Annotated in this window: 9 protein-coding genes; 7 read left to right on the forward strand and 2 right to left on the reverse strand. The window is 65.2% G+C overall.

What is annotated here, in order from left to right; translation table 11 throughout:
- Window positions 1–265: 265 nt before the first annotated feature.
- The 6 genes from AB7I51_RS02675 to AB7I51_RS02700 all read left to right on the forward strand — a co-directional run bounded on the left by AB7I51_RS02675 (window position 266) and on the right by AB7I51_RS02700 (window position 9,089).
- Window positions 266–1,270 carry an AAA family ATPase gene (locus AB7I51_RS02675; RefSeq protein WP_428402677.1) on the forward strand — a complete coding sequence of 335 codons (1,005 nt, stop codon included), beginning with the start codon at window positions 266–268 and terminating at the stop codon, window positions 1,268–1,270.
- Window positions 1,271–1,312: 42 nt separating this feature from the next.
- On the forward strand, window positions 1,313–2,248 hold the full coding sequence (locus AB7I51_RS02680) for a DUF58 domain-containing protein (RefSeq protein WP_428402738.1): 936 nt from the start codon (window positions 1,313–1,315) through the stop codon (window positions 2,246–2,248).
- Window positions 2,248–5,016 carry a DUF4159 domain-containing protein gene (locus AB7I51_RS02685; protein ID WP_428402676.1) on the forward strand — a complete coding sequence of 923 codons (2,769 nt, stop codon included), beginning with the start codon at window positions 2,248–2,250 and terminating at the stop codon, window positions 5,014–5,016. The genes AB7I51_RS02680 and AB7I51_RS02685 overlap by 1 nt, the downstream gene beginning before the upstream one ends.
- A gap of 163 nt (window positions 5,017–5,179) precedes the next feature.
- Window positions 5,180–7,258 carry a hypothetical protein gene (locus tag AB7I51_RS02690; protein ID WP_428402675.1) on the forward strand — a complete coding sequence of 693 codons (2,079 nt, stop codon included), beginning with the start codon at window positions 5,180–5,182 and terminating at the stop codon, window positions 7,256–7,258.
- 40 nt (window positions 7,259–7,298) lie between these two features.
- Window positions 7,299–7,556: a hypothetical protein gene (locus AB7I51_RS02695; RefSeq protein WP_428402674.1), complete on the forward strand. Its 258-nt coding sequence runs from the start codon at window positions 7,299–7,301 to the stop codon at window positions 7,554–7,556.
- Window positions 7,557–7,949: 393 nt separating this feature from the next.
- Entirely contained in the window at window positions 7,950–9,089 is a 1,140-nt protein-coding gene (locus AB7I51_RS02700) for an anhydro-N-acetylmuramic acid kinase (RefSeq protein WP_428402673.1), read from the forward strand.
- An 85-nt stretch (window positions 9,090–9,174) separates the two neighbouring features.
- Here AB7I51_RS02700 and AB7I51_RS02705 read toward each other — a convergent pair whose 3' ends face one another.
- Window positions 9,175–9,849 (reverse strand): alpha/beta hydrolase, encoded by a 675-nt coding sequence (locus AB7I51_RS02705; protein ID WP_409980831.1) that lies wholly within the window; start codon window positions 9,847–9,849, stop codon window positions 9,175–9,177.
- A gap of 87 nt (window positions 9,850–9,936) precedes the next feature.
- Window positions 9,937–11,634 (reverse strand): ATP-binding protein, encoded by a 1,698-nt coding sequence (locus AB7I51_RS02710; protein WP_428402672.1) that lies wholly within the window; start codon window positions 11,632–11,634, stop codon window positions 9,937–9,939.
- A gap of 84 nt (window positions 11,635–11,718) precedes the next feature.
- Between AB7I51_RS02710 and AB7I51_RS02715 the strand changes: the two genes are divergently transcribed.
- On the forward strand, window positions 11,719–12,876 hold the full coding sequence (locus AB7I51_RS02715; RefSeq protein ID WP_428402671.1) for a cysteine desulfurase family protein: 1,158 nt from the start codon (window positions 11,719–11,721) through the stop codon (window positions 12,874–12,876).
- The last annotated feature ends 45 nt before the right edge of the window (window positions 12,877–12,921 follow it).

A 12,921-nucleotide genomic window follows, 5' to 3' on the forward strand; every position in this document is an offset into this window, starting at 1 on the left:
CGGGTTAATGCGGAACGCATGAACAAACTGTCACGTGCAATTCGCCGCCAAAGCGACAAAATGCCCTCCAACGCGCCGGTCGCGCTTGAATTGCGGCGCCGGAGAGATAAAAATTGGCGCTGGCCGTCAATCCGCCCGCTTCGCCTTTAAGATTCACGCGAAGCCAATGGCGCGGGGCTTTCGATCGACGCCCGGCGGAACTCTGCGGCGACGCCGCCGACGCGCCCGAATCTCCTCATCGACAGGCCGCCAGAGCAAAGCTGACATGACCTCACTCGACACTAAGACGACCTCGCTCGAATCGGCCGTCGTCCAATCCGCCGAACGCGCTTTGGACCATATTGGACGCGCCCGCGCCGCCATCGGCGCCGTGATCTTCGGTCAGGACGAAGTCGTCGAACAGGCGCTGGTGACGATACTCGCCGGCGGTCACGGATTGCTGGTCGGCGTGCCCGGCCTCGCCAAGACCAAGCTTGTCGAGACGCTCGGCCGCGTCCTCGGCCTCGCCGAACAGCGGGTGCAGTTCACGCCCGACCTGCTGCCCGCCGACATTCTCGGCTCCGAAGTGCTGGAAGAAGGCGCGGACCGTTCGCGTTCGTTCCGCTTCATCCGGGGACCGATCTTCAGCCAGCTCTTGATGGCCGACGAGATCAACCGCGCCTCGCCGCGCACGCAATCGGCGCTGCTGCAGGCGATGCAGGAACATCATGTCAGCGTCGCCGGCAAGCGCCACGACCTGCCGCGGCCCTTCCATGTCCTGGCGACGCAGAATCCACTGGAGCAGGAGGGCACCTATCCGCTGCCCGAGGCGCAGCTCGACCGTTTTCTGATGCAGATCGACGTGCATTATCCCGACCGCGCCAGCGAGCGCCGCGTGCTGCTTGAGACGACCGGCGAGACTGTCGCCGAAGCGCGCCAGGCCCTCGACGCCGACGAGTTGATGGCGACCCAGCGACTCGTGCGCCGGCTGCCGATCGGCGAGAAGGTCGTCGACGCGATCCTCGATCTGGTTCGCGCCGCCCGTCCCGAAGACGGCGATCCGGCGATTGCGCCGCATGTGGCCTGGGGTCCGGGACCGCGCGCCGCGCAGGCGCTGATGCTGGCGACGCGGGCCAGGGCGCTCGTCACCGGCCGCCTCGCGCCCTCGATCGACGACGTAGCGAAGCTCGCCGCGCCGCTGCTGCGCCATCGCATGGCGCTCAATTTCGCCGCGCGCCGCGAAATGACGGTTTCCGACGTGATCGAAACGCTCGTGACGCGGATCGGGTGACGCGTCTTGGACCTTTTTCGCCGTCAGACCGAAAAGCTGGCGATGTTTGCTGACGTCACGACGCGCGCCTATGATCCCGCGCGGCGCAAGCCTGCGGACGGCGCAGCGGCGGCCGATCTCGCGAGCCGAATGCCGCGGCTCGTGGCGCGCGCCCGCGAAATCGCGGCGAGCCTCGCCTATGGCGTTCACGGCCGCAAACGCGCGGGCGTCGGCGAAACCTTCTGGCAGTATCGGCCGTTCTCTTCGGGCGAATCGGCGCATCGCATCGACTGGCGTCGGTCGGCGCGCGGCGATCAGCTCTATGTGCGCGAGCGTGAATGGGAGGCGGCGCACGACTATTTCCTCTGGATGGATTGTTCGCCCTCGATGGCTTACGGCTCGTCTCTCGCGACTGACGACAAGCTTTCGCGCGCCGTAACCCTTGGGTTGGCGCTCGCCGACGTGCTTGTTCGCGGCGGCGAGCGGGCGGCGGCGCTTGGCTTGACCGCGCCGGTTTCGGCCCGCGACGTGATCGATCGGCTCGCGCACGCTCTGGCCGAAAACGCCGTCGAGACGGCGCGCGACGATCTTCCGCCTCAGGCGCCGATGCGCCCGCGCGCTAGGGTCGTGCTGATCTCCGACTTTCTTATCGAACCGGACGCTCTTGCCGCCCGACTGCGGCGCTTCGCCGACGCCGGCGCTTCCGGCGCGATCCTGATGGTGACCGATCCCAGCGAAGAGACGCTGCCCTTCTCCGGCGAAACCATTTTTCTCGACACTGACGGCGGGCCCGCTTTTCACGCCGGTGATGCGCGCAGCCTGCGCACGGCCTATGAGCGGCGGTTCGAGGCGCATCGCGACGCCGTGCGCCGCGCCGCGCAACGCGTCGGCTTTATCTTCCTGCAGCATCGCACCGACCGGCCGGCGGCCGAAGCGGCGCTGGCGCTCGCGATGGGATTGCTTGCGGCGGATGGCGTGAGCATAGAGGAGCGGCGCTGATGTTTTCCTTCGCCGCGCCGCTCGCGCTCTTCGGCCTCCTTGGCCTGCCGCTGATTTATTGGCTGCTGCGGGTGACGCCGCCGCGTCCGCGCGAAATCGTCTTTCCGCCAACGAAAATCCTGCGCGAGCTGAAGCCGGACGAAGAGACGCCGTCGCAGACTCCCTGGTGGCTGATGGCGCTGCGGCTGGCGCTTGCCGGGGCCCTGATTGTCGCAATGGCGGGGCCCGTCTGGGCGCCGAGCGGCGTCGTCGCGTCCGCCGCGCCGACGCTGATCGTGATCGATGACGGCTGGCCGGCGGCGCCGACATGGGAGCGCCGCATTGAAGGCGCCGCGTCGATCATCGAGTCGGCTGCGCGCGCCGGCGGCCCCGTGGCCGTGGCGGTCGCCTCCGAGACCGCCGCGCCCGTTCCTGGAGACGGACCGCGCGCGCTGGAGAAGTTACGCTCGGTGCGGCCCAAGCCATATCTCCCCGAACGCAAGGCGATCGGCGAACAGGTCGTGGCCTTCGTCCGCGCGCATCCTAACGGCCGGATTGTCTGGATCAGCGACGGCGTCGCGCAAGGCGATGCGACGGGCTTCGCCCGCGCGTTGAAGGCGTCCGGCGTGGGCGGCGTTGAGGTCTATGTCGAAAATCATGCGCCGCGGGCGCTTGCCGCGCCGACCAATGACGCCGCGGCGCTGAGCGTCGACGTGCTGCGCGCCGGCGGCGAAGAATCGACAGTTGTGCAAGCCCTCGACGCGAAAGGGCGGACGATCGGCCGGGCCGCGGTGGATTTCGGCGGCGCGCGGCGTGTGCAGGCGAAAATCGAACTGCCGGTCGAACTGCGCAACGAAGTGAGCCATTTGCGTATCGAAGGCGAGAATTCCGCCGGCGCCGTCGCGCTATTCGACGCGCGCTCGAAGGTGAAGCGCGTGGCGCTGATCGGCGGCGAGGGCGCCGACTTGGCGCAGCCGCTCCTATCGCCGCTCTATTATCTCGAGAAAGCCCTCGCGCCCTTCGCCCAGGTCCGAACCGCGCGTCCCGGCGCCGTCGATCCGGCGCAGGCGCTGCTCGCCGAGAATCCCAACATCATCGCGCTCGCCGATGTCGGCCTTGCGCCCGGCGAAACCTTCGACGCTTTGTCGCGCTTCGTCGAAGAAGGCGGGACGCTGCTACGCTTCGCCGGGCCGCGACTCGCCAACGCCGACGATGATCTCTTGCCGGTGCGCCTGCGTCGCAACGGCCGCGTGCTCGGCGGCGCCATGTCCTGGGAGCAGCCCAAGTCTCTGGCGGAATTCGACGCTACGAGTCCTTTCTTCGGTCTGCCCGCATCGAAAGACGTTACGGTGCAGCGGCAGGTTCTCGCCGAGCCCGACCCAGGCCTCGCCGACAAGACCTGGGCGCGCCTTTCCGACGGCACGCCGCTTGTCACGGCGGAACGGCGCGGCAAGGGGCTGATCGTGCTCTTCCACGTTAACGCCGACGCGAATTGGTCGAATCTGCCGATCTCGGGACTGTTCGTCGACATGCTCAAACGGATCAGCGCCATGGCGGGGGAATCGGCGCCTTCGGGCGGCGAAGGATCCGACATCGCCGCCGATCAGTCGGCCCTGGCGCCGATGCGGCTTCTCGACGGATTTGGCGCGCTTGGCGCGCCCGGCCCGACCGCGCAAAGCATTCCGCCGGGTTTCGAAGGGCCGGCGAGCGCCGAACATCCGCCAGGACTTTACGGCGCGGGGGAGGCCTTCGTCGCCGTGCAGACATTGAGGCCCGCTGACGAGATCAGCGCTTTCGATTTCGCCGGCGCCGGCCTGAGCGCGAGCGCCTTGCGATCGGGCGCGCAGTTCGATCTGCGCGGGCCGCTCCTGCTCTTCGCTCTCATCGCCTTCATCGCCGACGCGCTGATCGCCATGGCGCTCGGCGGAAAGCTCCGGCTACGGCCTGTCGGAGCCGCGACCGCCGCAGTGTTGGCGCTGCTCTTCGTGACGGCGACGATGGACAAAACGCGCGCCGAGCCTGCGCCGAAACCCGCCGCCTCGCAGCGCGAGAAGGACGCCGCGCTGACGACGCGCCTCGCCTATGTAATTTCGGGCGACGCCCGCGTCGACGAAACATCGCGAATGGGCCTCGAGGCGCTCACTCAGGCGCTCAATTCGCGCACCTCCTTCTCGCCCGGCGATCCGGTCGGCGTCGATCCGGCGAAGGACGACCTTGCCTTTTATCCCATGCTCTATTGGCCGATCGTCGCGAGCGCGCCGCAGCCTTCCGCCAAAACGACGGCGAGAGTCGCCGCCTATATGAAACAGGGCGGCACCGTCGTCTTCGATACGCGCGACGCGCTCTCGCAGCGCGTCGGCGGCGCGCCGACGCCGGAGACGCAATGGCTGCGTGACCTGACGAGAGGCCTCGACATTCCGCCGTTGGAAGTGACGCCGCGCGATCACGTCATCACCAAGACCTTTTATCTCCTCGACGGTTTCGTCGGCCGTTACGCCAATGGCGAGACCTGGGTGGAGGCGCTGCCGCCGGAGCCCAAGGATCAGGCGGCGCGTCCGGTGCGCGCAACCGACAGCGTCTCGGCGATCGTCATCACCTCGAACGACCTTGCCGCCGCCTGGGCGCATGACAAGCGCGGCCAGCCGCTGTTTCCGCTGACGCCGGGCGGCGCGCGCCAGCGCGAATTCGCGATCCGCGGCGGCATCAATCTCGTGATGTATACGCTGACCGGCAACTACAAATCCGATCAGGTGCATGTGCGCGACCTGCTGGAAAGGCTCGGCCAGTGAGCGGCTCCGAGATTTCGCGGCCGCATTCAGCCGCGTCATGGCCGGGCTTGGCCCGGCCATCCACGTCGAGACGATTCGCGAATGCGACGAAACTTGCGCAGCGGCGCGGCGTGGATGCCCGCGACAAGCGCGGGCATGACGGCGCGGGACGGAACAAGGCGACATGAGCGACCTTATGCTCGCCTTTTCGCCGCTCATTCCCTGGCCGGCGCTGGTCATCTTCGCCGCGCTTGGCGCCGGCGCGCTGGCGCTGATGGCCGCGAGAGGCCAGCGCGGCGCGGCGGTTCGCGCGCTTGCACTTGCCCTGCTGATCGCGGCGCTCGCCGATCCGTCGCTGGTGCGCGAGAAGCGCGATCCGCAAAAGAGCGTCGTCGCCGTCGTGATCGACAAGAGCGACAGTCAGAAATTCGGCGCGCGAGAGGCGCAGACCGAAGAAGCGCGCAAGGCGCTCGACGCCGCGCTCGAAAAATTCAGTGACATTGAAACGCGCACGATCAGCGTCTCCAATGACGCTTCCGGCAACGACGGCACCAAGCTTTTCGGCGCGCTTGCCGAAGTCTTGAAGGACGTTCCGCCAGAGCGCGTCGGCGGCGCGATACTTCTCACCGACGGCGTCGTCCACGATATCCCCGCCAAAGCCGAAGCGCTCGGCTTCAAAGCGCCCGTGCATGCGCTGGTGAGCGGCCACCAAGGCGAACGCGATCGCCGCATCGAGCTTGTCGAGGCGCCGCGCTTCGGCATTGTCGGCAAGGATCAGATCATCCGCGCGCGAATCGTCGATCTCGGCGGCGACGGCCGACGCGTTCCAATCTCGGTGCGCCGCGACGGGGAAGCGCTGCCGACCTTCAGTCCTGTTCCCGGCGACATCGTCAGCATTCCGGTGCGCATCGAACATGGCGGACAAAATGTCGTCGAGCTTGAAATTCCGCCGGCGCCCGGCGAGCTGACGCCGCTCGACAATAAGGCGGTGCTGTCGATTGAAGGCGTGCGCGATCGGCTCAAAGTGCTGCTCGTCTCGGGCGAGCCGCATCCCGGCGAGCGAAGCTGGCGCAATCTCCTGCGCGCCGACGCCAATGTCGAACTGGTGCATTTCACCATTTTGCGGCCACCGGAAAAGCTCGACATCACCCCGGCGAGCGAATTGTCGCTGATCGCCTTTCCCACCGCCGATCTCTTCGGCCGCAAGATCAATGAATTCGATCTCATCATCTTCGATCGCTATTCGAGCCAGACGACTCTGCCCTCGATCTATTTCGAGAATATCACCAATTACGTCGAGAACGGCGGCGCCTTTCTCGCGGCGGTCGGCCCCGATTATGCGACGCTGCGCGGCCTCTATTATTCGCCGCTTGAAGATATCCTGCCGGCCCGGCCAGACGGCGCGATTGTCGAACAAGCGTTTCGCGCCCGCGTCAGCAAGGACGGCGCGAAACACCCCGTTACGCGCGGCCTCGCGGGCGCCAATGCCGAGCCGCCGAATTGGGGCGAATGGTTCAGGCAGGTCGACGCCAATGTGGTGAAGGGCGATTCAATTATGTCCGGCGTGCGCGACAAGCCGCTGCTGGTGCTGTCCCACGAAGGCAAAGGCAGGGTGGCGCTGCTGCTCTCCGACCAGATCTGGCTCTGGGCGCGGGGCTTCGAGGGCGGCGGCCCGCATGTCGATCTGATGCGCCGTCTCGCCCATTGGCTGATGAAGGAGCCCGATCTCGAAGAGGAGGCGCTGCGCGCTTCGGCGCACGGCCGCGAGGTCTCCGTCGAGCGCCAGACGATGAAGGAGACGCCAGCGCCGGTGATGGCGACGGCGCCGTCGGGCGCGCGCGAGGAAATCGCCGTCGCGCAGAGCGAACCAGGACTGTGGCGGGCGCGTTTCGACGCCAAGGAAATGGGTCTGTGGCGCTTCGAAAGCGAAGGGCTGACGGCGCTCGTCAATGTCGGACCGCCCAATCCGCGCGAATTCCGCGAAGTGGGATCGACGACGGAGAAGCTGCAGCCGCTGGCGGAAGCGACCGGCGGCGCGGCGCGGCGACTTTCGACCGGCGACTCGGACACGGTCGCGATGCCGCGCGTGGTCGAATTGCGCGACGCCAACCGCTACGGCGGCTCGGACTGGATCGGGATCAGGCAGACCGGCGCCTCGACCCTGGTGGGCGTCGAAATTGCGCCGCTTGGTTTGGGGTTGTGGGCGATGCTAGCGCTGGTCGGCGCGGTGGTGGCGGTGTGGGGATGGGAGGGGCGGAGGTAGTGACCATACTGTCGTTTACGTTGTTTCTGAGGAGTTGAGCATGAACGAGATTTCTAAAGAGTCCTATGCAGTTCTTGAAAGGGTTTTATACGCTTGGCTGCACAGGAACGAATATAGGGCAGCAAAAGATTCGGCGGCCCTTAGCTTTTGGCGCGATGGAATGCTTGCGCAGCTCGAGAAAATTGCCGCTGGTGACAAAACCGCTATCACTTTTGAAGCACTAGAAAAAAATTCAATGAGTCACAAAAGTCTGTCGAACGTTCAATGCAAGATCTTAGAGACGTTCGTAACGAGATAGGTCGGAACCGAATCTCAGTTCAGATTGATAAGATCCTGTTCGAAGACGAAATGGGGAAATCCACGGTGCGACGTGAGATTCATTATCTCATTCGGAGATATCGCTCGATACGTCCTGACCAAGTCGGCGTCTTGGGAAGGTTGCAAAATCTTATTAGCGGTCATTCAGAAGAATTGATCGACACGGAATCCGCAAACGAGATATGGCAAGAAATTGCACGGGATGCTCAGCGTGTATGCTCTTCCATAAAATGTTTGAATGCGGAGATCGAGCGCTTAAATCGGATGATATATCCCCAATAAGCGCTTTCCTGCGTGTCCGTAAAACAATAATGACAGGGAAAGAAATTCAGTCAGCGCTTTGATATTCTCCTATCTTCACGGGAGATTCGCGTTGCCCAACTATCGCGCCATTGGCCTCATGTCCGGCACGTCGATGGACGGCGTCGACGTCGCGCTCATCGAAACCGACGGCGACGCGGCCGTCGCCTTCGGGCCGACTGGACATTATCCCTATAACGACGCCGACCGGGCGCTGCTGCGCAATGCGCTCGCCGAAGCCGCGACGCTTGAAGACCGAAACGCCCGGCCTGGCGTTCTCGCCTTCGCTGAGCGGATGGTCACCGACCGCCACGCCGAGGCGGTCGAGACGCTGATCGGCGACAACGCGATTGATCCGGCGAGCGTCAATATCGTCGGCTTTCACGGCCAGACTGTGCTGCACCGTCCGAAGCGCGGGCTCACCATTCAGATCGGCGACGGGCCAGCGCTCGCCACTCGTCTTGGCCTCGACGTCGCCTATGATTTCCGCGCCGCCGACATCGCCGCCGGCGGGGAGGGCGCGCCGATCGTGCCGGTGTTCCACCGCGCGCTGGTGATCGCCGGCGGCATGAAGGGCGAAGTGGCGCTGCTCAATATCGGCGGCGTCGCCAATGTCACTTACGTCGCCGACGGCGAGGCGCCGATCGCCTGCGACACCGGGCCGGGCAATGCGCTCATCGACGATCTGATGCTCCAGCGCACCGGCGCGCCGATCGACCGGCACGGACACATGGCGGCGCGCGGCCGGGTCAATGAGGCGACACTGCTCAAAATGCTGGCGCATCCCTTTTTTGATGAGCCGCCGCCGAAATCGCTCGACCGCAACGCCTTCGCGCTCGACGCGGTCGCCAAGCTCTCGACCGAGGACGCCGCCGCGACGCTCACCGCCTTCACCGCGGCTTCGGTGCTGCGGCTTTTCCCGCATCTGCCGACCCAGCCGCAATTGCTCATCGTCTGCGGCGGCGGCGCGCGCAATCCGATCCTGGTGCGCGAACTCGTCATGCGCCTGCCGTGCAAGGTGACGACCGCGAACGCGGTCGGCTGGTCGGCGGATTCGATGGAGGCGCAGGCCTTCGCCTATCTCGCGGCGCGGGTGCTGGAAGGTCTGCCGATCACCTTCCCGACGACGACCGGCGCGCCGCAAGCCATGCCCGGCGGCGTGCTGGCGCGGGCGGCGGGGTTATCTGTCATTCCCGGCAGGCCGCAGGCCTGACCGGGAATCCAGAACCAATGTAGGAGGGTTGATATTGCGCTGGATTCCCGATCGCGCTGCGCGCGTCGGGAATGACAATGACGCCTCAATCGCCCCGCGCGGGAATGGCGATGCGCGGCGGATTGCCGAGACGCCGGTCGAGATAGGCGTCGACATGGGCGATCAGCGGCTCGACCCGCTCTTCGAAGAAATGGTTCGCGCCTTCGACCACCGCATGTTCGATGACGATGCCCTTTTGGGTCTTGAGCTTCTCGATCAGCCCGGTCACTTCCTTGAGCGGCGCGACCCGGTCCTGGTCGCCATGAATGAAGAGTCCCGAAGACGGGCAGGGCGCGAGGAACGAGAAGTCGAAACGATTCGCCGGCGGCGCGACCGAGATGAAGCCCTCTATCTCGGGGCGGCGCATGAGCAGTTGCATGCCGATCCAGGCGCCAAAGGACACGCCGGCGATCCAGCAGGCGCGCGCTTCCGGATTGACCGACTGCGCCCAGTCGAGCGCCGCCGCCGCGTCGGACAGTTCGCCAAGGCCGTGATCGAAGGCGCCTTGCGACCTTCCGACGCCGCGGAAATTAAAGCGCAGCACGGAAAAGCCACGCTCCGCAAATGAATAGTAAAGATGATAGACGATCTGATTGTTCATCGTGCCGCCGAATTGGGGATGCGGGTGCAGCACGATCGCGATCGGCGCGCCGCGCGTGGCGGACTGATGAAATCGGCCTTCGAGCCTGCCGGCCGGACCGGTGAAGATTACCTCGGGCATTCATGATCCCTTGCAAAACTGGCAAGCGCGCCTTCTACCATGCGGCCCGCAGTCAAATGCAAGGAAATTCGCGGCTGAGGCTTTGCCTCACGCCGCGCGGGCGATCTCCAGCCCCCGGAAAATGGCGCAGCGCTGGAAAACCGGCAGGCTCGGCGGAAGGTTCTTCTGGTGGCAGAATTTCGCCGCGAGCTTGGCGAGGCCCTTGATGTCGCGGCCGGTCGCTTCCGGAAAGGTCGCGACCAGGCGATCGATCAGCGCATCATCCAAGGTGAGATCGAACTGCCCGGCCATGACGCGCCAGATGCGCCGGCGCGCGTCGTCGTCCGGCGGCGCGTAACGGATAAGAGCGATGCAACGCGAAACGATCGCCTCATCGATGTCGTCGACGCGGTTGGTGGTGAGAAACAGCAGTCCGTTGAAATATTCGAGCACGCGCAGGAAGACGCCGACGACGGCGTTCATCGCAATATTGTCGTCGCGGCGCTTGATGTAAACGTCGGCCTCGTCGATCAGCATCACTGCGCCCCAGCGCTGCGCGCGGGTGAGAATATCTTTCAGCGCGGTCTCCATCGTCGCGACATTGAGCCCGAGCTGGCCCGAATGCACGCGATAGAGCGGACGCTGGATGATCTCGGAATAGACTTCGGCGGTCAGCGTCTTGCCGACGCCGGGCGGGCCGGCGCAGAGCACCGTCGTTCCGCCGGATTTGCCCTGGACGATGTCGTCCATCAGCACATCCATCTCGGCGGTCAGAATGTCGATTAAGTCCGTCTGCTCCTCGGGCAGGACCAGCTTTTCTCTTAGCTGCGGCTGATAGTGATAGGGCTGCATCTCGTCGACATGCACCCAGACGTAATGATGCAGATCGAGATGGAACATGAAGACGTAAGGATGCACCGGAATTTGCGTGAACAGGCCTTCCGGGATCAGCGCCTTGAGTTCGGCGATTTCATCTTCGGCGGCGAAGCGATTGCTCTTGCCGGCCTTGCGCAGGAAATGGCCGAGAATGTCTCCGGGCGCCTCCAGGGTCAGGCTGCGCCCGGTGAGAATGCTTTCGTCATTGACGAGCCGCGCGTCCGAACCATTGCTCGACAGCACGATCAGGTCCTTGCGCGACCAGTCGGTGTCGCGATGGGTGGCGGTCGGGTCTTCGGCGTGAAAGCCGATGCCTTTCGCCGAAAATTGCGCGCCGTAGCGCCCGCGCCAGTCGAAATAGGTCTCGCTCGAAGCGTCGAAGGATTCGATCAGCGCCGGCGTTTCCCGCACGAAGCCGCGCGCCGCCAGTATTTCGCCGATGGTGCGGCCGGCGATGTCCGAACTCATGATCCGGACCAAATTCGACTGCAGCGTACCCTTGGCGTTGGCCTTCAGTTCGATCAGGATTTTTCCCGCCTCGTCATTGGAGGCTGGAACATAGTCGAAACGGGTGATGACATAGGGCAGGGGTTTGGAGGTGACATTGGCGGTGAAAATCCAGCCGCGGATTGCGTCCGTCGTCAGATAGCGCACCAGCGCCGGCAGGACTTCTTCGAGGTCCTCGGCGGCAAAGCGCGTGCTCTTGGCCTCCATCGCCGCGCGCAAGGTTGCGAGCTGCGCGGCCCTGGCGCGAAGGTGGGGGCCCGCGTCTTGATAGATCGCGCCGAGAAAATCGAGCTCCTCAGCGCTGAAATTCGAGAGATCCGCCTCGACGCGGTCGGAGAAGCGCAGCTGCGCGGACAGGCAAGCGTGGGCCGGAAAGCGCGCGACGAGCGCCTCCACATGGGGCTTGTCGATCTCGATGTGCATGAATCGCCTTTTCAGGGGAGCCGAATGCGCACGACATACAAGAAACGCGCCGGGATCGACGCCATCTGCTAGAATGGTCAGCCCATGACCAGGCGCGCCTATCTCGATCACAACGCAACCTCGCCGCTGCGCCCCGAGGCGCGGGCCGCGATGTTCGATGCGCTGGAGACTCTGGGCAATCCCTCATCGGTCCATGCCGAAGGACGGGCGGCTAAGGCGTTGCTCGAAGACGCTCGGGCCGCCGTCGCCCGGGCAATCGGCGGACCTCGGCGCGGAATCGTCTTTACGAGCGGCGCCACCGAGGCGGCGAGCCTCGCGCTTTCGCCAGCGCTTCGCCGAGATGGCGACGCGTCGCCGACCGACGTGCTGTTAATCGGCGCCGGAGAGCATCTCTGTGTCATGCAGGGCCATCGCTTTCCGCGCGATATGGTGGAGACGGTTCCGCTGACCAGCGAGGGGACGATTTCGCTCGAGGCGCTGACGGCGGCGCTGGCGCGGCGCGCCGGCGCGCGCGTGATGCTGTCGCTGCAGGCCGTGAATAATGAGACCGGCGTCATTCAGCCGGTCGCCGAGGCGGCGGCGCTGATCCATGCCGCGAATGGCGTCGTCGTTTGCGACGCCGTCCAATCCCTCGGCCGGCGTGAGACGACATTCGCGTCGACAGACGCGGACATATTGTTCTTTTCCTCACATAAGCTCGGCGGGCCAATGGGCGTCGGCGCGCTCGCCTTCCGAGACGAGAGCCTGCATCTCGATGCGCCGATGCTGCGCGGCGGCGGCCAGGAGTTTGGACGCCGCGCGGGAACCGAGAATGTCTCGGGAATCGCCGGATTTGCGGCGGCGCTGACAGCGGCGACCACCGTCGTGGCCGGCGAGGGGTCGCGGCTCGCCGATTTGCGCGACGAGCTGGAGCGGCAAGTCTTGAAAATCGCGCCCGATTCCCGATTCTACGGTTTAGGGGCGCCGCGCGCGCCGAACGCCAGCGCTTTTACAATTCCCGGCCTCGCCGCGCGCACCATGCTGATGGCGCTTGATCTGGAGAATGTCGCGCTTTCCGCAGGATCGGCCTGTTCATCAGGGAAGATGATGGAATCTCATGTGCTTGCAGCAATGGGCGCAGCGGAAAAGGAGGCGCTGAGGGCCAGTTTCGGTTGGTCTTCGACGCAAGAGGATGTAGAACTATTTGGAAAGGTTCTTGCACGTGTCGTGGACCGCATGAGGTCGCGACATCCCGCCGCCTAGTCGACGCCAAAATGGGGCTAGGCCGCGGCGGAACGATCGGCCGGC

It is taken from the genome of Methylocystis sp. (assembly GCF_050246715.1).
Classification (GTDB): domain Bacteria; phylum Pseudomonadota; class Alphaproteobacteria; order Rhizobiales; family Beijerinckiaceae; genus Methylocystis.

Coding starts and splice junctions, on each gene's coding strand:
- AB7I51_RS02695 (WP_428402674.1), top strand. CDS start 7,299: ATGAACGAGATTTCTAAAGAGTCCTATGCAGTTCTTGAAAGGGTTTTA.
- AB7I51_RS02675 (WP_428402677.1), top strand. CDS start 266: ATGACCTCACTCGACACTAAGACGACCTCGCTCGAATCGGCCGTCGTC.
- AB7I51_RS02710 (WP_428402672.1), bottom strand. CDS start 11,634: ATGCACATCGAGATCGACAAGCCCCATGTGGAGGCGCTCGTCGCGCGC.
- AB7I51_RS02715 (WP_428402671.1), top strand. CDS start 11,719: ATGACCAGGCGCGCCTATCTCGATCACAACGCAACCTCGCCGCTGCGC.
- AB7I51_RS02705 (WP_409980831.1), bottom strand. CDS start 9,849: ATGCCCGAGGTAATCTTCACCGGTCCGGCCGGCAGGCTCGAAGGCCGA.
- AB7I51_RS02680 (WP_428402738.1), top strand. CDS start 1,313: ATGTTTGCTGACGTCACGACGCGCGCCTATGATCCCGCGCGGCGCAAG.
- AB7I51_RS02690 (WP_428402675.1), top strand. CDS start 5,180: ATGAGCGACCTTATGCTCGCCTTTTCGCCGCTCATTCCCTGGCCGGCG.
- AB7I51_RS02685 (WP_428402676.1), top strand. CDS start 2,248: ATGTTTTCCTTCGCCGCGCCGCTCGCGCTCTTCGGCCTCCTTGGCCTG.